This is a genomic window from Bradyrhizobium sp. B025, assembly GCF_042257955.1.
GTDB classification, from domain to species: domain Bacteria; phylum Pseudomonadota; class Alphaproteobacteria; order Rhizobiales; family Xanthobacteraceae; genus Bradyrhizobium; species Bradyrhizobium diazoefficiens.
In genome coordinates this window covers 4326698-4352631 of record NZ_CP170150.1, presented here as the reverse complement: position 1 = coordinate 4352631, position 25934 = coordinate 4326698, and the positions used below count along the sequence as shown (strand labels likewise).

At 64.8% G+C, this 25934-nt stretch carries 24 protein-coding genes, 1 tRNA gene and 1 pseudogene; 19 read left to right on the top strand and 7 right to left on the bottom strand.

Translation table 11 applies throughout. The annotated features are described in order from the left end of the window. Position 1: 1 nt before the first annotated feature. Genes ACE10W_RS20100 through ACE10W_RS20085 form a run of 4 tightly spaced genes read left to right on the top strand, consistent with a single transcriptional unit; the run spans position 2 to position 3862 of the window. Positions 2-985, top strand: a complete 984-nt coding sequence (locus tag ACE10W_RS20100; protein ID WP_011087314.1) for an ABC transporter ATP-binding protein — start codon at positions 2-4, stop codon at positions 983-985. Further along, positions 982-1974: an ABC transporter ATP-binding protein gene (locus ACE10W_RS20095; RefSeq protein ID WP_375762697.1), complete on the top strand. Its 993-nt coding sequence runs from the start codon at positions 982-984 to the stop codon at positions 1972-1974. The genes ACE10W_RS20100 and ACE10W_RS20095 overlap by 4 nt, the downstream gene beginning before the upstream one ends. Next, the gene (locus tag ACE10W_RS20090; RefSeq protein WP_375762696.1) at positions 1974-2903 is read left to right on the top strand and encodes an ABC transporter permease; all 930 of its coding nucleotides are present in this window, start codon (positions 1974-1976) and stop codon (positions 2901-2903) included. Before ACE10W_RS20095 ends, ACE10W_RS20090 begins: the two co-directional genes overlap by 1 nt. Further along, positions 2900-3862, top strand: a complete 963-nt coding sequence (locus ACE10W_RS20085) for an ABC transporter permease (RefSeq protein ID WP_011087311.1) — start codon at positions 2900-2902, stop codon at positions 3860-3862. Before ACE10W_RS20090 ends, ACE10W_RS20085 begins: the two co-directional genes overlap by 4 nt. Before the next feature lie 39 nt (positions 3863-3901). On the opposite strand, the gene ACE10W_RS20080 is transcribed toward ACE10W_RS20085, so the two are convergent. Together ACE10W_RS20080 and ACE10W_RS20075 are read right to left on the bottom strand one after the other, a co-directional pair. Next, the gene (locus tag ACE10W_RS20080) at positions 3902-5278 is read right to left on the bottom strand and encodes a SagB family peptide dehydrogenase (RefSeq protein WP_028174012.1); all 1377 of its coding nucleotides are present in this window, start codon (positions 5276-5278) and stop codon (positions 3902-3904) included. Positions 5279-5373: 95 nt separating this feature from the next. Then, the gene (locus tag ACE10W_RS20075) at positions 5374-7620 is read right to left on the bottom strand and encodes a TOMM precursor leader peptide-binding protein (RefSeq protein ID WP_375762695.1); all 2247 of its coding nucleotides are present in this window, start codon (positions 7618-7620) and stop codon (positions 5374-5376) included. A gap of 831 nt (positions 7621-8451) precedes the next feature. Between ACE10W_RS20075 and ACE10W_RS20070 the strand changes: the two genes are divergently transcribed. From ACE10W_RS20070 to ACE10W_RS20055, 4 genes are all read left to right on the top strand, one after another. After that, positions 8452-9393: a VOC family protein gene (locus tag ACE10W_RS20070; protein WP_375762694.1), complete on the top strand. Its 942-nt coding sequence runs from the start codon at positions 8452-8454 to the stop codon at positions 9391-9393. A 197-nt stretch (positions 9394-9590) separates the two neighbouring features. Beyond that, positions 9591-11441: a dihydroxy-acid dehydratase gene (gene ilvD, locus ACE10W_RS20065; protein ID WP_028174015.1), complete on the top strand. Its 1851-nt coding sequence runs from the start codon at positions 9591-9593 to the stop codon at positions 11439-11441. Positions 11442-11675: 234 nt separating this feature from the next. Next, positions 11676-11999, top strand: a complete 324-nt coding sequence (locus ACE10W_RS20060) for a hypothetical protein (RefSeq protein WP_375762693.1) — start codon at positions 11676-11678, stop codon at positions 11997-11999. A gap of 281 nt (positions 12000-12280) precedes the next feature. Beyond that, positions 12281-12370: transfer RNA gene (locus ACE10W_RS20055), tRNA-Ser, on the top strand. A 71-nt stretch (positions 12371-12441) separates the two neighbouring features. Here the strand turns inward: ACE10W_RS20055 and ACE10W_RS20050 are convergent. Continuing rightward, the gene (locus tag ACE10W_RS20050) at positions 12442-12735 is read right to left on the bottom strand and encodes a hypothetical protein (RefSeq protein WP_161534942.1); all 294 of its coding nucleotides are present in this window, start codon (positions 12733-12735) and stop codon (positions 12442-12444) included. Between the two features lie 121 nt (positions 12736-12856). Here ACE10W_RS20050 and ACE10W_RS20045 point away from each other — a divergent pair, with 121 nt between their 5' ends. Together ACE10W_RS20045 and ACE10W_RS20040 are read left to right on the top strand one after the other, a co-directional pair. Next, a complete protein-coding gene (locus ACE10W_RS20045) occupies positions 12857-13600 on the top strand; it encodes a DUF2786 domain-containing protein (RefSeq protein WP_375762692.1) in 744 nt (247 codons plus the stop codon). A 335-nt stretch (positions 13601-13935) separates the two neighbouring features. Continuing rightward, positions 13936-14127: a hypothetical protein gene (locus ACE10W_RS20040; RefSeq protein WP_028174031.1), complete on the top strand. Its 192-nt coding sequence runs from the start codon at positions 13936-13938 to the stop codon at positions 14125-14127. 55 nt (positions 14128-14182) lie between these two features. On the opposite strand, the pseudogene ACE10W_RS20035 reads toward ACE10W_RS20040, so the two are convergent. Beyond that, a pseudogene (locus ACE10W_RS20035) lies at positions 14183-14408 on the bottom strand (hypothetical protein). Positions 14409-14661: 253 nt separating this feature from the next. Here ACE10W_RS20035 and ACE10W_RS20030 point away from each other — a divergent pair. Beyond that, on the top strand, positions 14662-14979 hold the full coding sequence (locus ACE10W_RS20030) for a DUF1476 domain-containing protein (protein WP_038967566.1): 318 nt from the start codon (positions 14662-14664) through the stop codon (positions 14977-14979). A 117-nt stretch (positions 14980-15096) separates the two neighbouring features. On the opposite strand, the gene ACE10W_RS20025 is transcribed toward ACE10W_RS20030, so the two are convergent. Then, complete coding sequence (locus ACE10W_RS20025; RefSeq protein ID WP_011087294.1) at positions 15097-15678, bottom strand: TIGR00645 family protein; 582 nt, start codon at positions 15676-15678, stop codon at positions 15097-15099. Positions 15679-15890: 212 nt separating this feature from the next. Between ACE10W_RS20025 and ACE10W_RS20020 the strand changes: the two genes are divergently transcribed. Continuing rightward, positions 15891-16124, top strand: coding sequence for a hypothetical protein (locus ACE10W_RS20020; protein WP_375762763.1), 234 nt, complete (start codon positions 15891-15893; stop codon positions 16122-16124). Between the two features lie 33 nt (positions 16125-16157). Here the strand turns inward: ACE10W_RS20020 and ACE10W_RS20015 are convergent, their stop codons facing one another. Then, positions 16158-16286 carry a hypothetical protein gene (locus ACE10W_RS20015; protein WP_256380384.1) on the bottom strand — a complete coding sequence of 43 codons (129 nt, stop codon included), beginning with the start codon at positions 16284-16286 and terminating at the stop codon, positions 16158-16160. Positions 16287-17081: 795 nt separating this feature from the next. Between ACE10W_RS20015 and ACE10W_RS20010 the strand changes: the two genes are divergently transcribed. Beyond that, entirely contained in the window at positions 17082-18017 is a 936-nt protein-coding gene (locus tag ACE10W_RS20010; RefSeq protein WP_049832503.1) for a septal ring lytic transglycosylase RlpA family protein, read from the top strand. 138 nt (positions 18018-18155) lie between these two features. Here ACE10W_RS20010 and ACE10W_RS20005 read toward each other — a convergent pair whose 3' ends face one another. After that, positions 18156-19112: an alpha/beta fold hydrolase gene (locus tag ACE10W_RS20005; RefSeq protein WP_375762691.1), complete on the bottom strand. Its 957-nt coding sequence runs from the start codon at positions 19110-19112 to the stop codon at positions 18156-18158. Positions 19113-19264: 152 nt separating this feature from the next. On the opposite strand from ACE10W_RS20005, the gene ACE10W_RS20000 reads away from it, so the two are divergent. The 6 genes from ACE10W_RS20000 to ACE10W_RS19975 all read left to right on the top strand — a co-directional run bounded on the left by ACE10W_RS20000 (position 19265) and on the right by ACE10W_RS19975 (position 25912). After that, positions 19265-20527 carry a D-alanyl-D-alanine carboxypeptidase family protein gene (locus tag ACE10W_RS20000; protein ID WP_375762690.1) on the top strand — a complete coding sequence of 421 codons (1263 nt, stop codon included), beginning with the start codon at positions 19265-19267 and terminating at the stop codon, positions 20525-20527. A 2-nt stretch (positions 20528-20529) separates the two neighbouring features. After that, complete coding sequence (gene tmk / locus ACE10W_RS19995) at positions 20530-21216, top strand: dTMP kinase (protein ID WP_028174037.1); 687 nt, start codon at positions 20530-20532, stop codon at positions 21214-21216. Continuing rightward, positions 21213-22259, top strand: coding sequence for a DNA polymerase III subunit delta' (locus ACE10W_RS19990; protein WP_011087288.1), 1047 nt, complete (start codon positions 21213-21215; stop codon positions 22257-22259). The genes tmk and ACE10W_RS19990 overlap by 4 nt, the downstream gene beginning before the upstream one ends. 109 nt (positions 22260-22368) lie before the next feature. Next, positions 22369-24312 carry a methionine--tRNA ligase gene (metG, locus tag ACE10W_RS19985; RefSeq protein ID WP_375762689.1) on the top strand — a complete coding sequence of 648 codons (1944 nt, stop codon included), beginning with the start codon at positions 22369-22371 and terminating at the stop codon, positions 24310-24312. 12 nt (positions 24313-24324) lie between these two features. Beyond that, entirely contained in the window at positions 24325-25101 is a 777-nt protein-coding gene (locus ACE10W_RS19980; protein WP_375762688.1) for a TatD family hydrolase, read from the top strand. 13 nt (positions 25102-25114) lie between these two features. Next, positions 25115-25912 (top strand): MBL fold metallo-hydrolase, encoded by a 798-nt coding sequence (locus tag ACE10W_RS19975; protein ID WP_060912239.1) that lies wholly within the window; start codon positions 25115-25117, stop codon positions 25910-25912. Positions 25913-25934 lie beyond the last annotated feature (22 nt).

Sequence of the window (25934 nt, the reverse complement as noted above, 5' to 3'; positions counted from 1 at the left end):
GGTGTCGCCGCTGGTCAGCATTGAAGGCCTGAGCGTCGCCTTCAACGGCGTGCCGGTGCTGCGTGGCGTCGATCTCACCCTGCGCAAGGGCGAGGCCCTCGGCCTCGTCGGGGAATCCGGCTCCGGCAAGTCGGTGACGTGGCTTGCCGCGCTGGGCCTGCTGCCGCGGCATGCGCGGGTCCTGGGCTCGGTGCGGCTCGACGGGCACGAGCTCCTGGGCGCGCCCGCGGTTGAACTCGATCGGGTCCGGGGCGGGCGGGTCGCCATGATCTTCCAGGATCCGGCGAGCGCGCTCAACCCGGTGCTGACCATCCGCAAGCAGCTCTGCGAGGCCCTGGCGCTGCATCGCGATCTCTCTGGAGAAGCGGTGAAAGCCGAAGCGCGACGGCTGCTCGATCTCGTCGGCATTCCCGACGCGGGCCGGCGGCTGTCCGCCTATCCGCACGAATTCTCCGGCGGTCAGGTGCAGCGCATCATGATCGCGATGGCGCTCGCCGGAAATCCCGACCTGCTGATTGCGGACGAGCCGACCACCGCGCTCGACGCCACCATTCAAGCCCAGATCCTGGAGCTGCTCTCGTCGATCCGCCGCGAGATGAGCATGGCGATGGTCCTGATTAGCCACGACCTCGGCGTCGTCGCCGAGAATTGCGACCGCGTCGCCGTGATGTATGCCGGCCGCATCATCGAGGAGGCGCCGGCCAACCAGCTCTTCGCCGATCCCGTGCATCCCTACGCACAGGGCCTGATCGGCGCGCTGCCGCCGCTCGACGGTCCGCGCCGGCGCCTCACCGCCATTCCCGGCACGGTGCCCGATCCCGCGAGTATGCCTGATGGCTGTGCGTTCGCGCCGCGTTGCGCGTTGGCGGCCGGGCCGTGCGGCCTCGCCGCGCCGAGCCTGGCACCGATCACGAACGACCGCGCGGTCGCGTGCATCCGGGCCGAGGCCTCGCGCCGCGCACTGCTCGGGATCGCCGCCGAATGAGCGCGCCGCTCGTCGAAGTGTCCGCGATCTCGCGCAGCTACAGCATGCGCTCCGGGATGTTCGGCCGGAGCACGGCCGTCCATGCGGTCGATGGCGTCTCGCTCACGATTCCCAAGGGCGAAACGCTGGGCCTGGTCGGCGAGTCCGGCTCGGGGAAATCTACCACGGGTCGCATCGTGCTTGGCCTCGAGCCGCCCGATCGCGGCGAGGTGCGGTTTGACGGCAAGCCCATGGCAGCGCCAGGCACGCAGGCGTGGCGCGCGCAGCGGGCGCGCATGCAGATGATCTTCCAGGATCCATTGGGAGCGCTGGACCGGCGCTTGCCGGTCGCGACACAGATCCGCGAGCCCTTGGACATTCATGGCCTCGGTACGCCGGGCGAACGCGATGAGCGGGTGCGCGAATTGCTGCAGGCGGTCGAACTGACGCCTGCGCATGGCGCGCGCTATCCCGGCGCACTCTCGGGCGGACAACGCCAGCGCATCGTGCTGGCGCGGGCGTTGGCGACAAAACCTGATTTCCTCGTCTGCGACGAGCCGGTCAGCGCGCTCGATGTCTCGATCCAGGCGCAGGTGGTGAATTTGCTCGCCGATCTTCAGGCTCAGCTTGGTCTCACGCTGCTCTTCATCAGCCACGACCTGCGCGTCGTCCGCCAAATCAGCAATATCGTCGCCGTGATGTATCTCGGCCGCATCGTCGAGATCGGCAGCGCCGACGATCTGTTCGCACGGCCGGAGCATCCCTATACGCAGGCACTGGTCTCGGCCTCGCCGGCGCCCGGCCGCCGCAGCGCGGGCCGCATCGTACTGGCTGGCGATCCGCCGAACCCGGCCGCGCGTCCCCAAGGCTGCGCCTTCCATCCGCGTTGCCCGCGCGCGATCGCGCGCTGCGCGAGCGAAGTGCCGGTTCTCTCGGTCGTCGGCGGCGACAGGCAGGTCGCGTGTCATCTGGTGACCGGTCCGCAGGTCGAAACGCGGGACGCCGCGTGATGGGGCGTTATCTTGCCATTCGGATCGGGCGCGCGGCCCTGACGATCGTCCTGGTCGTCACCTTCGCTTTCGTCGTGCTGCGGCTATCAGGCGATCCTGCGTTGATGATCCTGGGACCGGAGGCGCCACCGGAGGTCATCGCGGCCTTCCGGAAAGCCTGGGGCCTCGATGATCCCATCTGGTTCCAGTATCTCGATTACTTCGGCGCCATTGCCAAAGGCGAGCTCGGCCGCTCCATGCGCGACGGCCGCCCCGCGATCGAGCTCGTGCTGGAGCGCATCCCGGCAACGCTGGCGCTGACGCTGCCGGCCTTCGTCTTCAAGGTGGGGCTCGGCATTCCCGCCGGCATTTACGCCGCGCTGCATCGCGGCTCTGCGATCGACCGTGCCGTGATGATGACGGCGGTCGCCGGGTTCACCGTGCCGAGTTTTGTCCTTGCGCTGCTGCTGGTTCTCGTCTTCGCCGTGCAATTGGGATGGCTGCCGTCGGGCGGGCAGGACAGCTGGCGTCACGCGATCCTGCCGATCGCAACGCTGAGCCTTGGCGGCGCAGCGGTGCTGGCGCGCTTCACCCGCAGCGCGATGCTGGAGGTGCTGGGCCAGCCCTATATCCGTACGGCTTCCGCCAAGGGTGTGCCGTGGCGCAGGGTGGTGACCTCGCATGCGCTGCCAAATGCGGCGATCCCGACCGTCACCATTCTCGGCTTCATGGTGGGAACGCTGATCGCGGGCGCCGTCGTGGTCGAGAGCGTGTTTTCGTGGCCGGGGGTAGGGCGCCTGCTTGTCGTCGCCGTCGCCAACCGCGACCTCGCGGTCGTGCAATGCATCCTGCTGCTGGTTGCGTTGACCATGGTCACGTCGAACCTGGTCGTCGACTTCCTCTACGGCTTCCTCGATCCGCGGCTGCGCACCAAGGGAGCGCATGCATGACCGACGCGACGCTGAAGGACACCGAAGCGTTTTCAAGCGAAGTGGACACCGGTTCGCGTAGAGAAAACGCGTCAAAACTGGAATCTAGAGCCCCGTTCCGATTTCATCGGAACGGAAAGGGCTCTAGCGTCCGCCGCCGCATCAGCCTGCCGGCGATCCCGGTGTCTGTCGCGCTTGCGGTCACCTGGATCGTCGCGATGCTGGTGATTGCGGCCTTCGCCGAGAAGATCGCGCCCTATGGCTACACCCAGCTCGACCTGCGCAATCGTCTGGCGTCGCCCGGCAATGTCGCGCACTGGCTCGGCACCGACGAGCTTGGCCGCGACGTGCTGTCGCGCCTCCTCGTCTCGATCCGCATCTCGCTCCTGATCGCCTTCGGCGCCACCGCGATCTCGGCGATTGTCGGCACCACGCTCGGCTTTTTCGCCGCGCATTTCCGCGGGACCGTCGAGCAGCTCGTGCTGATGCTGACCGATTTCCAGGCCAGCATGCCCTTCCTGATCATGGCGCTGGCCGTGCTCGCCTTCTTCGGCAATTCGCTGCCGCTGCTGATCGGCCTGATGGGCCTGTTCGGCTGGGAGCGCTACGCCCGCATCGCGCGGGGACTGGCCATCTCCGCCAACGCCCAAGGCTATGCCGCCGCGGTCCGTCAGCTCGGCGCGACGCCGTCGCGGATTTACCTCCGGCACATCCTGCCCAACATCGCCTCGACCCTGATCGTGTCGACGACGCTGGTCTTCCCCGAGGTGATCCTGATGGAGTCGGGCCTGTCCTTCCTCGGCCTCGGCGTGCAGCCGCCGATGACCAGCCTCGGCAACATGGTCGGCTACGGCCGCGAATACCTCACCCGGGCGCCCTGGATCATGCTGGCGCCGGCGACCACCATCGTCGTCACCACGCTGGCGGTCTCCGTGATCGGCGACTGGCTGCGCGACCGGCTGGATCCGACCCTGCAATAGCGCGACTGGCGTGAGGCGAGCGCCGAACTGCCCGAGCTTCTAGCTCGGGATATCGAGCTTCCTGCCGCGCCCGAGCGCGAATTGGCCGACCGGGCCTTCTATATGGAATTCCAGCTCCGTCATTGTCGCGAACAGGTCGATGTTGGTGCTCCCGATCGCGCAGCCGCCGAGGTCCATATCGGTCGCGGCCAGGTAAAACGTCTGGATCAGGCTGCCGACATCCTTCAGGATCAACGAATATGCGATTGAGCTGTATTTCCAGGAGACCCGCCCAAAGCGCGCCGCGATCGTGATCAGGATTTGTGGCTGACCCGGCGCGTCCATGGCGAACTGGGCTGCCACCGCGTGCGCCTGGAGTTGTTGGGTGGAGGCGCTGATCGCCACCAGCGCGTGGCTCCCTGCATCGTAGTGGTAGAGTCCGCGCGCAAGCCCTTCGCAGTTCGAGACCGTCAGGTACAACTCCAGCTCGTAGGCGCTGCCCGCCGACGGATATGGCCTCGTGCTGTAGGTGACGTCGGGACCGCCGTCAAAATACGGGCCGCTCTTCCATTCGGACACGACGCGCGCGGTGGTGTCGAGAAACTGTGCGAGTTCGCCGAGCGTGACAGGATTTTTGTCGTCGAAATCTCGTGTCGAATGGCGTTCGCGCAACAGCTTCGGGAAGAGAGAGTTCGGCTCCGGGGAGGAGAATTTGCGTAGGTCGATCTTGCTGCCGGGCCAGGGCGGGCGCACCGCAGGCAGCGGCGGAACGATGCTCGCATAGGTGAAAGCGGCGCCGACCGGATTGGCTTGCCGCCCCTCCGTGCTCCGCGTGTGAAACACCAGGTCATGGAAATCCCAGAGAACGAGATTGCCGTCGCCTTCGTTCACTCGCAGGCCTTGTCCGTCTTTCGCATCGAGCTTGAGCAGGATCCGGCTTTCCACCAACAGTTCGAGCAGACAGAGATTGAAAGTGGCTGCCTTCAGGTTGAGCTTGCCGATCTTCTGAGGCTGCGACAGCGCAGAAAGGGTGGCGGCGACGGCGGGATCGCCAATCCGGAACAGCGCGCCGGCGCGTGGCGATTCCAGAACCATCTCATTGCCGCGCCGGCGCAGATAGGCAAAGCGTGACAACACAATGGTATCACGGCTGCCCAGCTTCGCGCGTCGCGGCCAGTATTCGGGGACTTGAGGCTCGATGACCACGAGGTCCCGCTCGTCGCGCGAGGAGGAGAGGCGGTATTCCAGAAGCCCCTGCCGGGCCAAGCGGTGTACAAGGGCGTCGACGTCTCTCGCGACGGCGCTCTTGCCTGCAAAGGACGCGAGCGGAAGGCCGGTGCTCAGATGTCGCGCGCGGTCTATCGCGGCCTTACTGAATTGTCCGAGGTTGACGGAATAGTCGCCCAGAAAGGCGACGAGGTTTCCGTCCGGCTGCATCTGGAGGGAGAAGCGATGGCTCAATCGGGCCGCAATGTCTGGCGCGATCTTTCCGGTCGGTTTTTTCCTGGAGGTGCGCACGAAAGAGCAACCCTTCAGGTGTGCGGAAGGAATGAAATCAGGTCGCTTTCCAGTCGCGGCCGGTCCAACAATCCGAGCTTCACCGGCACATCGTAAAGGCGGCCCGGTGCGAAGCGGCGATAGAAATGACGCAAGCCGGGAACGAGCACTCTGACGACCGGAACCTCGACGTCGGGACGTGTCTGGTCGAGGACGAGGAAATCGTAGCCCGCACGGGCGGCGATCTCGACGCAGGCAATGACCTGGTCACGCGTATTGTCGTGGAGCTTGAGGCTCGGCGCCGGGGGGACGACCGGGCGGTCGCTCGGTGTCAGGAACGGGTAGTTTTCCAGGCGCAGCGGCGTGACACCGTCAAGTGTCGGCTTCTCGCCGCTTGCGCCGCCCATCATGCCGACGGACATAAATTGGGTCAGTTCGGTGAGGGAGCGCAACAGGGCTATGTGGCGGTCAAAATGCGCGCCGGAACCGAACTCGATATTTTCGTGTCCATTCTGCATCCAGTGCATGATAGCCACGTAAGTCGGAATGCCGAGGTCGGTGGTGACATCGAGCACCCACAGCTTGCGCCCGGCATCCGCAAATTGAGCCTGGAGATCCCGGACATAGAAATCGTCGAACTGCTCGAGATCGACCGCGGCGCGCTGCACCTGATTATACCACCAGATCGCGTAAGCATCGCGCTCGATCAGTTCCAGGAAGCCCTGAACGATGGCTTCGTCGCGGGTATTGCCGGCCGCGCACCCGTTGGAATCGGTATGAAAGCCGCCATAGAAGAAGTACAGCAGGCCGGTCGGCAGATATTTAAAGCGTTTGTCGCGCAACGATGAGACCGGCGACCACTCGGTCCTCGTCGAGGGATCGAACGGCTCGGGAACCGGATGGGGATCGTCCGGCTGCTGGAGAAACCTGTTCTTGAACTGCGTTTCGCTGAAGAGCTGGACGTCGTTGGGAAGAAGCGCGTCGCCAGGCGCGAAATCGACAAAGCGGCGCGTCGTCCTGATCTCATCGCCTTGAAAAATGCCCGAATAGCGTTCGATCGACTCCATCAGCGCGCTGGCCTCGCCCTGCTCAGCAGTCGAGCCCTTGCCAAAGCTGCCCCCGCTCAATCCGGACCTGAGCTGGTCGATGCTGTGGGCCGGCGCGGAGAAATTATGCTGGGCGAAGTAATTGGTGTTCATCGGCAGATCGGCCTCGATCCGCTCAAGCCGCGTGACCACGCCGGTCAGCGGGCTCACATGCTTGCGGAAGCGCGACACCGTGGCCCGCGACGTCATGGTGCGATATCCACCGCTGGTCATGACGAGCTTCTTGCCTTCGGCGATCTCGACTAGGGCCGGGGATCGGCGCGGGTTGTGCAGCTTCTTGCTGCCGCAGGTTGGGCATTGCGGGCGTCGCGCGACATAGTGCTTTGCGATGACGGCGCCGGCCAGGTCGAAGCTTGCGATGTGATCGCGCAGATCAGTGCGAAAGCCCGAGGCGATTGCCTTGGCGATCTCGACGGCTGCGAAATGGATTGCGGTCCGTCCGACGGGATGGTTGACGAGCGGCGATATGGCGACCGCACGCGCCGGTCCCCGGTCAAGAAACCCCTTGATCTCCCTGTTGCGGATCATGCGATCGAACAGGCAAGTCCAGCACGAGCTTTCGCCCGGTTTGAACATGGGCCCGACCAGCGGAAACGCGCCGGACGGCTGCACCAACAGCCAATGCGTCTTGCCGGCTACGCGTTCCTGGTTCAGTTCGGCGAGCCGGCGGTCAAGATAATCGTTCACCAGCGTGATCGTGAGCTTCGGCGAGCGCTTGGCGATTTGAACGCCGAGCCGACTCAAGGCCGCGGTTAGCTCCCTGGCGCCTTTGACGTCAATCGACTCGATCTGCACGGCGCAACTGCGAAGATTTTGCTCCGCGACTTCCGGAGACAGGCCGAGGCTTGCCCAAAAACCGCCGACGGCTTCGTCGAATGCTGGCGATACCCGCGCAACGACATACCGGCGATCGAGGAGCCGCTTGATCGCCTCCTCGATCTTGTCGGCCGGGAAGCGCTTCGAAAGCTGGCGAATGATCGCCGGCCTGGCGTTGCCATGTTCCCCGATCGCGGTGGCCAAGGCGCAGTAGAGTTCGCCGTGCAGGAAGAACTTGCGATCCTCGGAATAGAGGCAAACCGCATCGGGAGGCAGTAAGTAGGCGGTGAAGTTCGGTGCAAATCGGAGGAGGTCTTTGCGGGTCTGCCGCGGGACGCGGGTCTTGCTATTGGCATTCATTGCGTCAGCACGCCGATCCGGTTGCCGTTACGTCAGATCGCCGGCGCAAGATGGATCGTCGTGCCCGCGCGCTGGTATTTTCCCAGAGAGTTGAAACAAATTCGCCCGTCACCGGCAAGCCATCGATGCAAGCGCCGTAGAGAAACCAAGCATTTGGCCGGCCGTGACAAAGGGGCCGGCCAATGAGATATGTCGGCTTGTGGACAGGCAATTCGGAACGCGCCGAGGCCTAGCACCAGCGGCAGCGCCCCCACGATGCGCAGCAACCCGCGCATGATACGGCGCACCCTACAACACCAACAGCACATCCAGCACACCGGCAACCGACGCCACATCGGCAACCGCGGCAACCTCGACAGCCTCTGCAGCCGCGGCAACCACCGCATCCGCGCCATGCCAACTGCACGCGGCTACCGACGTTTTCCTTGTCGAAGAGATGGAAGGTGGCGAGGCTGACGTCGGCCATTTCCTCTTCATCGAGCGTGATTGCCTGACCCGGTACAAGGTTCGGCATATGCTGTACGTCGGGTGCCGGCACGGCCGATGCCGATGCGCCTCCCGCTAGCGAAAAAGTCAGGCCTGCCGCCCCGAACGCAGGCACGGCGACTTTGGTTACTCGCTTCTTCGTTTTAGAAGATCGCTTCGCCTGCCGCATGGTCGAACCTCCGTGCATTGCAAGAAGCATCCCAGCCGCGCTAACTCTACGCCCGGAAAATAGGGCAGGCAACAATTGCGCGCCCAAAAGCGTGGCGCCGCACGTTCAGAGTGTATTCATCTTCATGAACAGCATCGGCCCGACCCGTTGACACAGGGCATCACCGATCCACGTACATGGCGGGCGCGCACGGAGTGCAGCTTGGTGCGGTGCCGCAATCGCATCCAGGCTTGAACGGAGAGATCGGCGTGGCAGATCAACTCGGACGTTTCGCTTGGTACGAACTCCTGACCACGGATGTCGCGGCAGCAGGCGCATTTTATCGCAAGGCGGTCGGCTGGGGTTTGAAGGATGAGTCGACTCCGAAGCTGGCTTACACGGTGGTTCGCAGCGGCAGCGTTCCGGTCGGCGGACTTTTGGATATCCCGGACGAGGGGCGGAGATTGGGGGCAACGCCGAGATGGATGGGTTACGTCGCCGTCGATGACCTGGACGGGACCGCCGCGAAGATCAGGCGTCTCGGAGGCACGATCTTTGTGCCGCCGACCGACACCAACATTGGCCGAATAGCAGTCGTTGCCGATCCGCAGAAGGCGACGTTCGGTCTGATCGAGGAACCGACACATGGCCGATCGAAGCCGGGCGGGCTGGACGAGCCGGGGCGCGTCGGTTGGCACGAGCTATTGGCCGGCGACCGGACCGTGATCTTCGATTTCTACAGCTCATTATTTGGTTGGCAGAAGGCCGACGCTCAAGCCGATCCAGCGGACTGGTATCAATTGTTTTCGGCGGATGGGCAAACGGTCGGCGGCATGCTGACGAAACTTCCAAGCGTAGCGCAGCCATGTTGGCTGCATTACTTCAATGTCGACGACATCGGCGCTGCGACTAAGCAGGTGAATGCTGGTGGAGGCCGGATCCTCCAGGGTCCGATCGAATTGCCCGATGGCTGCTGGATCGCACGATGTGTCGATCCCCAGGGCGCCCTGTTTGCACTGCAGGGGGCCCGGGGTCAGGCAGGCATCGAGCCATCCTCGGCCTCGGAAGTTGGGTGGTCCGCCAAGTGGGGCGAGGTTGCCTCACAGGGGAGAATCGTGCTGCCCAAGCCGAAGCGCTAGCTACAGCGTCTGCCCGGGGCTGGCGCGTCCTTCCAATGGGCCGCGCCGGGAGCAGGGGAGGCCTGCGAAAGACCGATCCGGCCCTGTCCGGCCCAAGTTCCCGTTGCGCCAGCCGACCCCGTGCGCTATCCGGCCGGAAAGGCCTGAGGCGGCTTGAATTTTCCCGCCGGCCAGCCAAACCGAGGACGGAAACCGCCATGCCAGCCTATCGCTCCCGCACCACCACCCACGGCCGCAACATGGCGGGTGCCCGCGGCCTCTGGCGCGCGACCGGCATGAAGGATGCGGACTTCGGCAAGCCGATCATCGCGGTCGTCAACTCCTTCACCCAGTTCGTGCCCGGCCATGTCCATCTCAAGGACCTCGGCCAGCTCGTCGCCCGCGAGATCGAGCAGGCCGGCGGCGTCGCCAAGGAATTCAACACCATCGCGGTCGACGACGGCATCGCCATGGGCCATGACGGCATGCTCTACAGTCTGCCGTCGCGCGAGCTGATCGCCGACAGCGTCGAATACATGGCCAACGCCCATTGCGCCGACGGCCTCGTCTGCATCTCCAATTGCGACAAGATCACGCCCGGCATGCTGATGGCGGCGCTGCGGCTCAACATCCCCGCCGTGTTCGTCTCGGGCGGGCCGATGGAGGCCGGCAAGGTCAAGCTCCAGGGCAAGACCAAGGCCGTCGACCTCATCGATGCCATGGTTGCCGCGGCGGACTCCAAGGTCAGCGACGAAGACGTCAAGGTGATCGAGCGCTCGGCGTGCCCGACCTGCGGCTCCTGCTCGGGTATGTTCACCGCGAATTCGATGAACTGCCTGACCGAAGCGCTCGGCCTTGCGCTGCCCGGCAACGGCTCGGTGGTCGCGACCCATGCCGACCGCAAGCGGCTGTTCGTCGAGGCCGGCCATACCATCGTCGATCTCGTCCGCCGCTATTACGAGCAGGACGATGCCTCGGTGCTGCCGCGCAACGTCGCGAACTTCAAGGCGTTCGAGAACGCGATGACGCTCGACATCGCGATGGGCGGCTCGACCAACACCGTGCTGCATCTGCTTGCGGCGGCTCACGAAGGGCAGGTCGCGTTCACCATGAAGGATATCGACCGGCTGTCGCGCCGCGTTCCCGTGCTCTGCAAGGTCGCGCCGTCGGTTGCCGACGTCCATGTCGAGGACGTGCACCGCGCCGGCGGCATCATGGGCATTCTCGGCGAGCTCGATCGCGCCGGCCTGATCGATACGTCGGTCTCGACCGTGCATGCGCCGACCATGGCTGACGCGCTGGAGCGTTGGGACATCAAGCGCTCCAAGAGCGAGGCGGTTCGCACCTTCTATCGCGCTTCGCCCGGTGGCATCCCGACGCAAGTCGCCTTCAGCCAGGAGCGTCGCTACGACGAGCTCGATGCCGATCGCGAGAAGGGCGTGGTGCGCGATCTTGAGCACGCCTTCAGCAAGGATGGCGGTCTCGCCGTGCTCTACGGCAACCTCGCCCAGGACGGCTGCATCGTGAAGACTGCCGGCGTCGACGCCTCGATCCTGAAATTCTCCGGCCCGGCGCGCGTGTTCGAGAGCCAGGACGCGGCCGTCGACGGCATTTTGGGCGGCAAGGTTGTCGCCGGTGAGGTCGTGGTCATCATCTACGAAGGCCCGCGCGGCGGCCCCGGCATGCAGGAAATGCTGTATCCGACCAGCTATCTGAAATCGATGGGCCTCGGCAAAGCCTGCGCGCTCGTCACCGACGGACGCTTCTCGGGCGGCTCGTCCGGCCTGTCGATCGGACATCTGTCGCCGGAAGCAGCCGAAGGCGGCAACATCGGCCTGGTGCGGACCGGCGACCTTATCGCGATCGACATTCCGAACCGCAGCATCACCCTTGAGGTTTCCGACGAGGAGCTCGCCAAGCGCCGCGCGGCGGAAGAGGCGAAGGGTGACGCCGCCTGGCAGGCGACGGGCCGCAAGCGCAACGTCTCCACCGCGCTCCAGGCTTACGCTGCGCTCACCACCAGCGCCGCGCGCGGCGCGGTGCGCGAAGTGAAGCGCCGCTCGAACTGAGCGCGGCTTGCGCGCGCGATCGCGAGTGCCGCGGTCGCGCATGGTCAATAAGTCCTGAATGGCCGGCGAAAGCCGGCCGTTCGCATTAAGGATGCCTCAACGAAGTTCGGCAGCTTAGGATTTTGCCGCGTATACTGCTGCGACCTTCGCAAATCCATTTCGGGCAACTGGGGCACCACCACAATGTCTCGTACTCTTGCTGTCGTTTTCTCAACAGCCGTGGCCGCGCTTTCCATGACGGGCGCAGCCTCCGCGGGCTGCTATAATTGCTACGCGCCGCCGCCGTGCCAGACCTGCTACCAGCAGCAATACGTCGCGCCGCAATACCGCACCGTCGACGAGACCGTGATGGTGTCGCCCGGCGCAACCGTCGCGCACCGCACGCCCGCGCAGTACCGCACCGTGATGGTGCCGCAGACCGTGATGGTCGCCCCGCCCGGCGTCCAGTACGAGCGCATCCCGCCGCAATACGCAACGCGCCAGCGCGTCGAGATGGTCTCGCCCGGCTATTCCTATTACGCCCCGGTGCAGACGGGCTGCGCGTCCTGCGGCTACTGAGCCAAGGCAGCGACGAACAATTCCATGCGGCGCTCCTCACGGGGCGCCGTTTTGCTTTGGGGGCAGCAAACGAGGCCCGGAAACGGAGGCGACTCCAAACCGGGCCTCGCAACCAGCGACGCCCTGGGAGATGTCGCCAGTGTCCGGGATTGCTGAGAAACCCAGGCTAAGGGAACAGGCTGACGCTCGCCTGACAGATCAGGGCGGCCGAGGGGGACGAGGGGCCAACTTCGCGTTGCCTTGCGCCGTCGACTACGTTAAGCGACAGCCATTCCGGGTTTGGAAGGGTGGCCGAGTGGTTTAAGGCACCGGTCTTGAAAACCGGCGTGCCTGCAAGGGTACCGTGGGTTCGAATCCCACCCCTTCCGCCAGTTTCGACCGAAATGTGTAGGGCCGAACTTCGGGCGGCCGGTTCACGCCGGCGGGCCTCCTTTAAAATTCGTTAGTTGGGGGTGCTGCCGCTCTTGGCCTTGGACGAATGTTTCACTACTGATTTAGGCGGTGCGGCCAGCTTCTTCGACGCTTCGTCGCCGCGGGCAGTTCCCCACGGGTCTACGGCCTTTTGGTCAGGAACGTTGCCGAGGGAGCGTTGATAGGCGCGCTCAGCCCGAATGTCGTCCGCCTTCTGCGTCTCCGTCTTGTCCTGGGACTGTTCGCCATACATTGGAACATGGTCCTGCGCCAATGCGGTCGGTGCGATCAGAGCAAACATGACAGCGACGGCGATTTTGCGCATCGAGAAAACCCCCGGTTCTGCGACGAGCATAACATCGCGCCGATTGCGGCATCAATGGGCGCGGTTTGACAGACACCCCTTCCGCCATACGATCGGTTGGGCTTTCCCGGGCAGGTAATCGGTGAACCAGACGTCCAATCCGGCCGCGCTCGACAAGCTCAAGCTTCGCATCCAGGCGTTGCGCGCCAAGACGATCGCCAACGGCTGCAGCGAGGAAGAGGCGCTGTCGGCCGCCGCCAAGGTCGCCGAGCTGCTGGATCGCCACGATTTGTCGCTCTCCGACGTCGACCTGCGGGCGTCGCCGTGCGAACGGAGGGTCTTTGAGACCCATCGCAAGAAGCGAATTCCTCTGGACGATTGCATCGGCGCGATCGCTCATTTCTGCGATTGTCGGGTCTGGCGCGAGAAGAATGCGGCCGGCGAGAGCAGCTATGTGTTCTTTGGTCTCGGCGCGGATGTCGAGGTCGCGCATTATCTGGCCGAATTGATCGACGGCGCCGTGCGCGCCGAACTCGGCCGCTTCAAGACCTCGGTCGACTACAGCAGGTTCCGGCACCAGGAGCGGCATCTGGCCAATGCCTCCTTCGCGCTCGGGATGGTGGCGTCAATCGCGCACAGGCTGGTGGCGATCAAGGCCAGTCGCGATCAGGTCAACGAAAGCACCGGCCGCGGGCTGGTCGTCCTCAAGACCTCGGTGGTCGATGCGGAATTCGACAAGCTCGACCTCAAGCTCCGGACCCAGCGCAGCACCGGCCGGATGGTGTCGATGACGGCCTATGAAGCCGGCGGCTCTGCCGGAGCGTCGCTCGCCATCAATCCCGGCCTTGGCGAGTCGCAGTCACGGACCGCTCCCAAAGGACGCTGATCGCATCGGGGCAAGGGACGATGCGCCGATGTATTTCGGAATAATAGCAGCATACCCCTGTTTTGCCCGACGTGCCAAAGGGCCTTGCGGGGGGGACGCCCAAGCTGTTGATCCCAAACGCATTGGCTACTGTGCATGGGGTTGTTTTCGAAAATTCCAGTGGGCCGCGCCGAAATGCCCGCTCGTCGGCGTTAAGCCGGCGCGCCCAAAGAAATAGGTCGAGCCGGCTCTCGATGGCGCCTCTAACTGTCTGATATTTCGTCTCTTTATTCGGTCGCGCCGGGTCTTCCGGTTCGGTTCGGGGAACTCTTTCGCTGCGTCCGCGTTGTCTTGCCATGACCGAAGATCTTTCCTTCCGACGCAAACCCCTGACCCCCGAACAGCGTCAGGCGCGCGATGCGGCACGCCGGATCGAGGCTGAAAAGGCCATGCGCGACCACGAGGAGGCGCAGAAGCAGTTCTACGCCAACAAGGAACGGCTGCGGGCCGAGCGGCTCGCACGCGAAGCAGCGACGGCAAAGGACTGACCGAACGCGGTTGCCGCGCCAGAACCTCCGGATGGATATTCCAGCCGGGCCGGACCTAGTGCCGTTGCGGCGTGCGCGTCGTGCTGAAGGCGAGCTTGAGCGCCTGGACGGCGCCTGCCAATGCCCCGCGGGGCGATTGGGCCTCGATCCGCTTCGGCTGCGATGCGGCAATCGTCGGCGACCTTGAGCAGTCCGTGTCGTGCAAGGTCCATGGTGGAGAGGGCGGCCTGCTCCAGGCAGACCCGTTCAAGCCGTCGAAACTCCCGCAGCTCTCTGTTCATGCGTCAGCTCTCGATGTCCCCGGGCTATGCGGCGCTGAGTCCACTTAACAAAGAGTAAACGCTTTCCTGTAGCCGGTCTGGCTGGCGCGGAGCTGGCCGGCTGCCGTGATGGCCGGGCCTGCCGCAAGCGGCGGGCTTGACGGCGTTTGGCTTCCGCCGGAAGATTCAAATGATCCTCAACTGACGTGAAAGACGGAGACGTTCGCTCCCAGCCAGTCCGATCCGCAGCAGCGAAAACGCAATGGAGCTGACCATGACCACGTTCGACAAGCGCGAGCAGGGCTTTGAAGCCAAATTCGCCCACGACGAGGAGCTCATATTCAAGGCCACGGCCCGGTCGAACAAGCTGCTCGGGCTCTGGGCCGCCGGCCAGCTCGGGCTCAGCGGCGATGCCGCCAAGAGCTATTCCACGGCGCTGGCGACGGACCATCTGGAGAGCCGGACGATGGACGAGGTCCTGGACAAGGTGTCAGGCGATCTCGCCGCCAAGGGGGTGGCGCGCGAGCAGGTCGCCGCGAAGTTCCAGGAATGCCTGCATCAGGCCATTCAACAACTCGAAGCCAAAGAGTAAGCGCCGCGCAGTTAGGCGCTCACAGCACCATGTGGGCGATCTTTATGGGCTCGCCGCCGAGGCCGTGAGAGAACTGCCCTCTGCCAGGCGGTGGGACGCAAGGTGAGCGGGCTGGTCCTACTCGGCATGCTTGTTGCGCATTCCGGAATCGCTGAGCTTGTCGACGTAGGCGATGCCTAGCGCCGAGACGATGAAGGTGATGTGGATCAGCACCTGCCACATCACGCCGGTCTCGGTGAAGCCGGCGCGGTTCGAGCCGAGATTGCCGGCCTCGATGAAGGTGCGGAGCAGCGCGATCGAGGAGATGCCGATGATGGCCATGGCAAGCTTGATCTTCAGCACGCTCGCATTGACGTGGCCGAGCCATTCCGGCTCGTCGGGATGGCCCTGGAGATCGAGCCGCGAAACGAACGTCTCGTAGCCGCCGACGATGACCATCACCAGCAGATTGGAGATCATCACGACGTCGATCAGCGCCAGCACGCTCATCATGATCTGCTGTTCGGTGAGATCGAGGGCGTGCCAGGACAGATGCCAGAGCTCCTTGAGGAACAGCGCGATGTAGACGCATTGCGCCACGATCAGTCCGAGATAGAGCGGCAGTTGCAGCCAGCGCGAGCCGAAGATGATCATCGGCAGCAGGCCGAGGCGCGGCGAGGGTGGGCGGGCTTCGGTCGTGGGGGCAGGCTCAACCGACATTCAGGCAGCATCCTCGCATCGAGATGATCGCTTTCATGTAGCCCGACAAGATGGCCGGCGGAAGACGCGTGGTGCGCTCGCAGCCTTCCGGGGATCGTGCCGTTTCGTGCTACCGTGCCGGGCGGCCGTCGCGCGACGGCCCGGATCGCGGGAGGCGGGACGTGCGGAGCGGCTTTAGCAGTGGGCCCGGGAGGATCGCGCTTGTTGCGGCGATGATGATGCTTGGCGGGGGCGAGGTGTCGGCTACGCCGTTGACGCCGTTTCGCTACGAGGCGCAAGCGCAGCGCCATTGTCCGCATGACAAGGTGGTCTGGCTGGATTTCAGGAAGGGCGTCTACTACGCCAGGGGCCAGAAGCGATATGGCCAGGGTTTTGACGGCAGCTTCGTCTGCCTCGGCGAGGCCCGCGACAGCTTCTATCGTCGCTCGCTGCTTGGCCTGCGCTGAGCGGCGCGCGTCGGAGAGCGAAAACGATCCGGCCTATTTCCGGTCGGGCAGCTTCACCGGGATATGCGGGGAGGTGCTGATGACCCTTGGACTTCCGTCCGGATAGGTCCGGCCGCCGCGGATCAGCGATTCCAGGACCAGGAAGAATTTCTCGGCAAGCATTGCGTCACCTTCGTTGGTGATGGCCTCTTGAAATGAGTCGAGGCGCCGAACGCGGAAATTCAATCAACTAAACGGGAGCGGGACAATTCCGGGACAAACACCCGTGTTGCGGGGCAGTACGGTCGTGATCGGAAACACCGGGAAAGGGGGCTGTGATCAGCCGAAGGCCAACGCCACCAGGCTCGAGCACAACAGCACCAGACCGCCTGCGGTCAATGCCAGGAAGCCATCGGATACGAGGTCATGGTTACGCATTGGACACCTGCCGCTCTCGTCTGCGATGCTCGATCGGATCGCTTGAAATTGCCCGAACGTGCCGTCTTGAAAGAGGTGATGCTTGCCGCCCGCGCGAGTGCCTCAGGCCCTCGTACGGTAACCTTCAAACGCATGGGCCAGGAAGATCCCCGCGCTTACCAGACCCATCAGTGCCGAAACCGTCTCGATCATCGTTAAATTCCAAATCCCGCCCTTGCATGCGAGAGAACGCGTGCGGCCTTGCACAGTCAAAAGAATTCCAGTGAGTGGCGCGACAATGGGGGTGGAGTGAGGATTTGGCGCAACAGAATGTCCAGGAGTGGCACAGAGCAGGTGCCTGTGCTCCGTAGATCAACGGGGGAAAGCGAACGCGCCGTTTACCATCTCCGCGCGATCGCCGCGGGCTCCCCATTTCCGCCGTGTTCGGGTTGCGATATCGTCACGACGTCCGAAGCGGTGGTGGGCCGCCTCGGAGCAAAGGACCGGACAGCGCTCCCCGAGCGGGTGGGTACGCCTCCGGCGAAATGGTATTTGGGGCGAATGGGGATCCGACGGTCAGATTCGGTATTGCGGGCCGCGCGTGGTGTTGCGGCGGCCGCGACCTGCCTCGCGCTCGCCAATTGCGCGTCCTCCAACAAATTCGCCAGCCGCGTCGACCCGAAATATGGCGTGTCCTCGAGCCCCCGGGTCGTGGCTTTGGGTGATCCGGTCCCCAAGGGCGGCGGCACCTACCGCGTCGGCAAGCCCTACGTCGTCGCCGGCCGGACCTATGTGCCGGAGGAGGACGTCAACTATCGTGCCGAGGGCATGGCGTCCTGGTACGGCGACGATTTCCATGGCCGCCTGACCGCCAATGGCGAGGTGTTCGACATGGCCTCGCTCACGGCGGCGCATCCGACCCTGCCGATGCCGTCCTATGCCCGGGTGACCAACATCTCGAACGGCAAGTCACTGATCGTCCGCGTCAATGACCGCGGTCCCTATCACGGCAACCGGCTCATCGACGTCTCGAACAAAGCCGCCGAACTCCTTGAATTCAAAGGCAATGGCGTCGCCAAGGTCCGCGTCGAATATGTCGGCCGGGCGCCGCTGGAAGGTTCCGACGACCGCCAGCTGATGGCGACCCTGCGCACCGGGATCCCGGCGCCGTCGCCTTCGATGGTCCGGGTCGCCTCGGCAAGGCCATTCGTGCCGGAGCTGCCCTCGTCGAACCGTGGCGCCATCCGCGGCGAGGTTCCGATGCCGGAGGGGCGGCCCTACAGTCTCGGCAATACCTCGGCCGACATGGCCTCACTCAATGCGACCTCGGAAATGTCGGCCTCGAGCCGCAGCCGGGGCCGGCCGCTCCAGAACGCGCGCGCCGTGTCCTATGACGAGGACGGCCGCTACGCCACCGAAAGCGCGCCCTCGGCCGCCTATGCCTCCGACGGCGCCGCCGAGGCCCGCAGCATTCTGAGCGGCCGCGGCCTCTACTAAACCCGGACAATCACCGAGCGGTTCTGACGTCGCTGGCTAACGCCTAGAACAGGATTCGCGCCGGTTTTATCTTCGGCGCGGATTCGCCGAGACGGAGCAGGCGGGCGCCGCTCACATCGCAATGAAGAAGGACACCGGCTAGCGCGCCGACGCTTCGCGCAGGAATTTCACGAGCGCAGCGTTGACCTCGTCGGGCCGCTCCTGCTGCACCCAATGGCCGGCGCCTTCGATGATCAGTTTTCGTGTGAGATTTGGCAGCACGCGCTCGAGTTCGTTGACGCGCTTGGCGCCGATCAGGCCTGTGATGACGGCGTCTTTCGAACCGGCAATGAAGAGGGACGGCTGGTGGATCTGCGCATCCTGCCAGGGCGCCGTCAGCTCCCAGTTGCGGTCGAGGTTGCGATACCAGTTCAGCCCGCCGCGGAAGCCGGATTTGCGGAATGTCTCGGTGAAGTAGGCGAGGTCGGCCTCGCTCAGCCAGTCCGGTAGCGGCTCATCGGCAGTCGCGTGGCCGAGAAAGCCCTTGCCCTCCTGCACGAACATGGCCGCGGAGGGATCGGCAAGGCCGCGTCCGCCGAGCACGATGCGCATGGTGCGGGCGACGTCGCGCTCGAGCTCGACTTCGGCGACGCCGGGCACCTGGAAATACTGCCAGTAGAAGTTGGTCACGCCGCCCTGACGCAGCAGGTCGAGCGGCTTGCCGCGGCCGCGGAATGGCGGCGGCACGCTCAGGCCGGCCACCGCCGTGAAGATGTCGGGGCGGAACAGCGCCGCGTGCCAGGCGACCGGCGCCCCCCAATCGTGGCCGACTACCATGGCCTTGCTTTCGCCAAGCGCCTGCACGAGGCCGACGATGTCACCGACCGTGTCGAAGATCGAATAGGCGCTCACGTCGGCCGGCGCCGCGCTCTGGCCGTAGCCGCGCATGTCGGGGGCGACGACGTGAAACCCGGCGGCCGCCAGTGCCCGGATCTGGTGGCGCCAGGAGTAGGACAATTCCGGCCAGCCATGGCACAGCACGACCAGCGGTCCCTGGCCGGCCTCGCGGATGAACAGATCGATCCCGTTGGCCTTGATCACGCGGGTGGAAGACATCGCTTTTCCGCCTTGTTTCAGGGGTTTGGTCGAGAAATGTGAGGTGCCACGATAGGGGCGTGACGAGAATCGTGCAATCTCGGGTTCCGACACCAGCCTCGTGTTGTTCGCGCCGGTTCCAACTGTTAGAACGCCGCTCTCAGGGCTTGGCCATGGCATTTCGTCTCATTTCGCTCCGTCGCAGCCGCTTCACCTGCGGCATGCTGGTGCGCGCGCTTGTTGCCGGACTGCTGCTCGCGAGCCTCGGCTGGTGCGGCGTGCTCTACGCCGCCAACCAAAGCATCCAGGGCGCCAAGAAGGCGGAAGATACCGGCTTTGACGGCGATGCCCCCACCGCGATCCTGATCGAGGCTTCCAGCGGCAGCGTGCTGTTCGAGAAGAACGCCGACGAGCTGCGCGCGCCGTCCAGCATGATGAAGCTGATGACGGCGGAGGTCGTCTTCAACGCCATCCAGAAGGGCGACATCAAGCTGACCGACGAATACCGGATCAGCGAGAACGCCTGGCGCAAGGGCGGGGCGCCGTCGGGCGGCTCGACCATGTTCGCCGCCATCAACAGCAAGGTCTCGGTCGACGATCTCCTGCATGGCGCGATCATCCAGAGCGGCAACGACGCCTGCATTGCGCTGGCCGAAGCCATGGCGGGCAATGAGCGCATCTTTGCCGCCGACTTCATGACCAAGCGAGCCCGCGAGCTCGGCATGACCAAGTCGACCTTCGGCAACTCCAACGGTCTGCCAGACCCCGGCAACAAGATGACGGTGCGCGAGCTCGGCATCCTCGCCCGCCACATCATCCTGGACTTTCCGGAGTTCTACAAACTGTTCGGCGAGAAAGAGTACACCTGGAACAAGATCCGGCAGCCCAACCGCAATCCGCTGCTCAACTCGATGGAAGGCGCTGACGGCCTGAAGACCGGCTACACCAAGGAGGGCGGCTATGGCATGGTCGGCTCGGCCGTGCAGAATGGCACGCGGCTGATCGTCGTTGTCAACGGGCTGGAAGACCCCGAGGATCGCGCCACGGAAGCCAAGAAGATGCTGGAATGGGGCTTTCGCAATTTCGAGACCCGCACGCTGATCGCGGCCGACCAGCCCGTCGGCTACGCAAAAGTGTTCGGCGGCGAGAGCCGTTCGGTGAAGCTGGTCGCCAAGACACCCGTGAAGGTGATGGTGCACAAGAACGGCAGCGACAAGCTGATCGCGCGCGTCGTCTATAGCGGTCCGGTGCGGGCCCCGGTCGAAGCCGGCCAGAGGGTCGGCGTGGTGAAGGTCTGGCGCAGCGGCAACATCGCGGTGGAGACGCCGGTCTATGCCGCCGAGGCAGTCGCCACCGGCTCGACCATGCGCCGCGCCATCGATGGCGCCAGCGAGCTCGTGATCGGAATGTTCCGCGCAGGCGCCGAGAAGCTCTGACCATGAGTGACAGTGCGGTACAGCGGCCGTCCGGACGCGGACGCTTCATCACCTTTGAGGGCGGCGAGGGGACTGGCAAGTCCACCCAGATCAAGAAGCTCGCCGACCGCCTCAAGGCAGCAAGGATGCGCACCCTTGTGACGCGCGAGCCGGGCGGCTCGCCGGGTGCCGAGATCATGCGCCATCTGGTGCTGTCGGGCATGGGCAAGCTGCTCGGCCCCGAAGCCGAGACGCTGCTGTTCGCGGCCGCGCGCGATGACCATGTCCACACCGTGATCGAGCCCGCGCTCAAGCAGGGCATTTGGGTGCTGTGCGACCGCTTCGCCGACTCGACGCGCGCCTATCAGGGCAGCCTCGGCAGCGTTTCTCCCGGTCTGATCAACGCGATGCAGCGCGTTACGATCGGCGATCTCAAGCCGGACCTCACCATCATCCTCGACCTGCCGGTCGAGATCGGCCTCCAGCGCGCCGCCGCCCGTCGCGGCAGTGGCACGCCTGACAGGTTCGAGGGCGAGCAGCTCAGCTTCCACCAGGGCCTGCGCGAGGCCTATCGCAAGATCGCCGCGGACGAGCCCGCGCGCTGCGTGTTGATCGACGCCAATTCCGATCCGGATACGGTCGCAGGCCGCGTCTGGAACGCACTGCGCGATCGTCTCCTTCCGACGCCGGCCTCGGTGGTGTCGGTATGAGCCCGCGTCAGGCAGAGCGCGAGAGCGCCATTCCGCATCCGCGCGAGACCAGCCGTCTGTTCGGCCATCGCGAGGCCGAGACGGCGCTGCTGTCGGCCTATCGCAGCGGGCGCATCCCGCATGCCTGGCTGATCGGCGGGCCGCAGGGGATCGGCAAGGCGACGCTGGCCTACCGCATGGCGCGCTTCGTGCTGGCGCACGGCCAGCCGCTGGCGGACGTCGTGCAGCGCGCCGAGAGCCTGGCAGTCGACCCTGATGACGCCGTGGCGCGCCAGGTCGCCGCAGAGTCCCATGGCGGGCTGCTGACACTGGAGCGCACGGCGAACGACCGCGGCGTGATGCGCACCGTGATCACCGTGGACGAGACGCGCGAGACGATCTCGTTCTTCGGCTCGACGGCAGCAGCCGAAGGCTGGCGCGTTTGCATCGTCGATACGGTCGACGAGCTCAATCCGAATGCGGCTAACGCGCTTCTGAAGATCTTGGAGGAACCGCCGCAGCAATCGCTGTTCCTGCTGGTGAGCCACGCGCCCGCGCGCGTGCTCGCCACAATTCAGTCACGCTGTCGCAAGCTGCGCCTGCGGCCGCTCGGAACGGACGAGGTGATCAGTGCCGCCGCGGAGGCGGCCGGCCTCGCTCCGACCGACCTGGCGTTGCGCGAGGCGGCGGAGGCTTCGGAGGGCAGCGTCGCGCGGGCGCTGACGCTGCTCGGCGGCGATGCGCTGAAACTCCAGCAGCGCACGGCGGCACTGCTTGCGCGATTGCCACAGGTCGATCCGCGCGAATTGCACACGCTCGGCGATTCGCTCGGCACCAGCGACCGCGTCGCGCTTGCGGCCTTCATCGACGGCATCGACCGCTGGATCGCGGAACGGCTGCATGCGGATGAGGCCAATGCCAACCAGAACCTGCCGCGCCTTGCGCGCCTAGCTGAGGTATGGGAAAAGATCGTCCGCGCCGCGCGCGACACCGAAACCTACAATCTGGAGCGAAAGCCCTTGGTTTTCTCGGTGTTCGGCTGGCTGGCGGACGCAACGCGCTAGAGCATGATCCGGAAAAGTGTGTAGCGGTTTTCCAAGAGGATCAGGCTCAAAACAATAACCTAACGCAGGTTCGTCTCCAAATTTCGAGAAGCCGGTAAAGGAATTCGTCGTGGCAACGCGAGCTAAAAAATCCGTCAAGCGCAAGAGCGGCAAGAAAGCTGCGAAGAAGGCCACCAAAAAGGCCGTGAAGGCGCTTGCGCGCAAAGCTGCCAAGAAGGTCAAGAAGACCAAGAAGGCTGCCGCCAAGAAGGGCGTGAAGAAGAACGCTGCGAAGAAGCAGGTCGGCGCCAAGAAGGCGGTGAAGAAAGCGGCCAAACAGCCGGCCAAGTCTCCTACAAAGAAGGCTCCTGCGAAGAAGGCAAAGGTGACTGCGGCTGCCGTGACCGCCGCACCGACGCCTGTCGCCACGCCGCCGAAGGCTGTGAAGCCCAATGTGTCGAAACCCAAGGCGCCCCGCGCGCCGAAGCCCGTCGCAGCTGCGCAAGCCGCTGTGCCCGCAGCGGCACCCGCGCGCGACAACGTCTTCTACATCACGACCGCGATCGCCTATCCCAACGGCAACCCGCATATCGGCCACGCCTATGAGGCGATCGCCACCGACACGCTGGCACGCTTTGCGCGGCTCGACGGCAAGGACGTGTTCTTCCTGACCGGCACCGACGAGCACGGCCTGAAGATGATTCAGACCGCGCAGAACGAGGGCCTGACCCCGTCCGCGCTCGCGGCCCGTAACGCGGCCCGCTTCAAGGCGATGGACGAGCGGCTCAACGTGTCGTTCGACCGTTTCATCCGCACCACCGAAGAGCAGCACCACCGCTCCACCCAGGAGATCTGGCGGCGCATGGAAGCGAACGGCGACATCTATGCCGACACCTATGCGGGCTGGTACTCGGTGCGCGACGAAGCCTACTACGCCGAAGACGAGACGCGCCTGAACGACGACGGCGTGCGCCTCGGGCCGCAAGGCACGCCGGTCGAATGGGTCGAGGAGAAGAGCTACTTCTTCCGCCTGTCCGCCTATCAGGAGAAGCTGCTCAAGCTGTACACCGATAATCCCGATTTCATCGGCCCGGACTCGCGCCGCAACGAGGTGGTGAGCTTCGTCAAGGGCGGACTGCGCGATCTCTCGATCTCGCGCACCACCTTCGACTGGGGCGTCAAGGTGCCCGGCGACGAAGAGCACGTGATGTATGTCTGGGTCGACGCGCTCACCAACTACATCACCGGGGTAGGCTTCCCCGACGAAAGCGACAAGAACTGGCGCTACTGGCCGGCCGATGTGCACATCATCGGCAAGGACATCATCCGCTTCCATGCGGTGTACTGGCCGGCGTTCCTGATGTCGGCCGGCATTCCCGTGCAGAAGCGGGTCTATGCCCACGGCTTCCTATTCAACAGGGGCGAGAAGATGTCGAAGTCGGTCGGCAATGTCGTCGATCCCTTCAACCTCGCCGACCAGTATGGCGTCGACCAGATGCGCTATTTCTTCCTGCGCGAGGTGCCGTTCGGCCAGGATGGCAACTACAACCACGAGGCCATCGTCGCGCGCATCAATGCCGATCTCGCCAACGATCTCGGCAACCTTGCACAGCGCTCGCTGTCGATGATCGCCAAGCAACTCGGCGGCGTGCTGCCGGAGCCGGGTGAGTTCAGCGACAACGACAAGGCCATCCTGGCGATGGCCGACGGCATGATCGCAGCAAGCCGCGAGGCGATGGCGACGCAGCAGATCCATCACTGGCTCAACGCCGTATGGGCCGTGGTCGCGGAAGCCAACCGCTATTTCGCGGGCGAGGCGCCGTGGGCGCTCGCCAAGACCGATCCTGCCAGGCAGAAGACGGTGCTCTATGTCACCGCCGAGGTCGTGCGCCAGATTGCGATCCTGGCCCAGCCGGCGATGCCGACCGCCTCGGGATTGCTGCTCGATAGCCTCGGTGTCCCCGGGGGCGAGCGCAATTTTGCGGCACTCGGCGGCGCCAAGCGCATCGCGCCCGGCTCGACGCTGCCCGCGCCGACGCCGGCCTTCCCGCGCTACATCGAGCCGGCGGCCTAAGGCGTTCGCGCGATGCTTGTCGACAGTCATTGCCACCTGGATTTTCCCGATTTTGCGGAAGATCTCGACGGGATCGTGTCACGTGCGCGAGCGGCCGGCATCGGCCGCATGGTCACGATCTCGACGCGGGTGCGAAAGCTGAACCAGCTTCTGGCCATCGCCGAGCGCTACGACGACGTCTACTGCTCGGTCGGCACCCATCCGCACAACGCGGACGAGGAGGACGGCATCTCGCCGGACGAGCTGATCGCGTTGACGCAGCATCCCAAGGTCGTGGCGCTCGGCGAGGCCGGGCTCGACTATTTCTACGACAACGGCTCGCCGGAAGCGCAGGCGAGGGGCTTTCGCGCCCACATCGCGGCCGCGCGCGCGACCGGCCTGCCGCTGGTGATCCACACCCGCGAGGCGGACGAGGATTGCGGCCGCATCCTGGAAGAGGAGGTAGCACGCGGATCGTTTCGCGCCGTGCTGCATTGCTACACCGGCGGGCGCGAGCTGGCGCTGAAGGCGGTATCGCTCGGCCTGTACATCGGCTTCACGGGCATCCTGACCTTCAAGAAGTCGGAGGCGCTGCGCGCGCTCGCGGCCGAGTTGCCGGCTGACCGTATTCTGGTTGAAACAGACTCGCCCTACCTTGCGCCCGGCAAGTTCCGGGGCAAGCGCAACGAGCCGGCCTATGTGGTCGAGGTCGCAAACGTGCTGGCTGAAGCGCGTGGCGTGTCGTTTGATGAGATCTCGCGCCAGACCACCGAAAACTTCTTCCGCCTGTTCTCCAAGGTGACAGCTTGATTCCGGGAGCCGCATGACGCTGACGCTGACGATCCTGGGCTGCGGCTCCTCCGCCGGCGTGCCGCGCCCGGCGCTCGGCTGGGGCGCCTGCGACCCGAGCAATCCGAAGAACCGCCGCCGCCGCTGCTCGCTGCTGGTCGAACGGACGTCCGAGCACGGCACCACGCGGATCGTGATCGACACCTCGCCGGACCTGCGCGAGCAATTGCTCTCGACCAATGTCGACCACATCGACGCGGTGTTCCTGACCCACGAGCATGCCGACCAGACCCACGGCATGGACGACCTGCGCTCGGTCGTCATGCACATGCGCCGGCGTATCCCGACCTACTTCAACCAGTCGACCGCCAAGGACATCCTGTCGCGGTTCTCCTATTGCTTCATCGCGCCGGAGGGCAGCGACTACCCGCCGATCCTGACGCGGCATTCGATCGAGGCGGGCGAAAACCAGACCATTCTGGGGAAGGGCGGCGCCGTGACGATGACGGCCTTCCTGGTGCAGCACGGCAACATTCCCGCGCTCGGCTATCGCATCGGGGACGCCGCCTACACGCCCGACCTCAACGACATCCCGCGCGAGAGCTGGGGCGCGCTGGAAAATCTCGACCTCTGGATTGTCGACGGGCTGCGCTACACCAGCCATGTCAGCCATTTCAGCATCAATGACGCGCTGTCCTGGATCGAACGTTTCAAGCCGAAGCGCGCGGTCATCACCAACATGACGGCCGACGTCGATTACGAAGTCATCCGGCAGTCGCTGCCACCGGGCGTGGTGCCGGCATATGACGGCCTGCGGCTGGAGACACACTGAGCGCAGCAGCCTTGAAACGGGA

Coding starts and splice junctions, on each gene's coding strand:
- ACE10W_RS20095 (WP_375762697.1), top strand. CDS start 982: ATGAGCGCGCCGCTCGTCGAAGTGTCCGCGATCTCGCGCAGCTACAGC.
- ACE10W_RS20090 (WP_375762696.1), top strand. CDS start 1,974: ATGGGGCGTTATCTTGCCATTCGGATCGGGCGCGCGGCCCTGACGATC.
- ACE10W_RS20085 (WP_011087311.1), top strand. CDS start 2,900: ATGACCGACGCGACGCTGAAGGACACCGAAGCGTTTTCAAGCGAAGTG.
- ACE10W_RS20080 (WP_028174012.1), bottom strand. CDS start 5,278: ATGCAGCCGGACGGAAACCTCGTCGCCTTTCTGGGCGACTATTCCGTC.
- ACE10W_RS20075 (WP_375762695.1), bottom strand. CDS start 7,620: ATGAATGCCAATAGCAAGACCCGCGTCCCGCGGCAGACCCGCAAAGAC.
- ACE10W_RS20070 (WP_375762694.1), top strand. CDS start 8,452: ATGGCGGGCGCGCACGGAGTGCAGCTTGGTGCGGTGCCGCAATCGCAT.
- ilvD (WP_028174015.1), top strand. CDS start 9,591: ATGCCAGCCTATCGCTCCCGCACCACCACCCACGGCCGCAACATGGCG.
- ACE10W_RS20060 (WP_375762693.1), top strand. CDS start 11,676: ATGACGGGCGCAGCCTCCGCGGGCTGCTATAATTGCTACGCGCCGCCG.
- ACE10W_RS20050 (WP_161534942.1), bottom strand. CDS start 12,735: ATGCGCAAAATCGCCGTCGCTGTCATGTTTGCTCTGATCGCACCGACC.
- ACE10W_RS20040 (WP_028174031.1), top strand. CDS start 13,936: ATGACCGAAGATCTTTCCTTCCGACGCAAACCCCTGACCCCCGAACAG.
- ACE10W_RS20030 (WP_038967566.1), top strand. CDS start 14,662: ATGACCACGTTCGACAAGCGCGAGCAGGGCTTTGAAGCCAAATTCGCC.
- ACE10W_RS20025 (WP_011087294.1), bottom strand. CDS start 15,678: ATGTCGGTTGAGCCTGCCCCCACGACCGAAGCCCGCCCACCCTCGCCG.
- ACE10W_RS20020 (WP_375762763.1), top strand. CDS start 15,891: ATGATGATGCTTGGCGGGGGCGAGGTGTCGGCTACGCCGTTGACGCCG.
- ACE10W_RS20015 (WP_256380384.1), bottom strand. CDS start 16,286: ATGCTTGCCGAGAAATTCTTCCTGGTCCTGGAATCGCTGATCCGCGGC.
- ACE10W_RS20010 (WP_049832503.1), top strand. CDS start 17,082: ATGGGGATCCGACGGTCAGATTCGGTATTGCGGGCCGCGCGTGGTGTT.
- ACE10W_RS20005 (WP_375762691.1), bottom strand. CDS start 19,112: ATGTCTTCCACCCGCGTGATCAAGGCCAACGGGATCGATCTGTTCATC.
- ACE10W_RS20000 (WP_375762690.1), top strand. CDS start 19,265: ATGGCATTTCGTCTCATTTCGCTCCGTCGCAGCCGCTTCACCTGCGGC.
- tmk (WP_028174037.1), top strand. CDS start 20,530: ATGAGTGACAGTGCGGTACAGCGGCCGTCCGGACGCGGACGCTTCATC.
- ACE10W_RS19990 (WP_011087288.1), top strand. CDS start 21,213: ATGAGCCCGCGTCAGGCAGAGCGCGAGAGCGCCATTCCGCATCCGCGC.
- ACE10W_RS19980 (WP_375762688.1), top strand. CDS start 24,325: ATGCTTGTCGACAGTCATTGCCACCTGGATTTTCCCGATTTTGCGGAA.
- ACE10W_RS19975 (WP_060912239.1), top strand. CDS start 25,115: ATGACGCTGACGCTGACGATCCTGGGCTGCGGCTCCTCCGCCGGCGTG.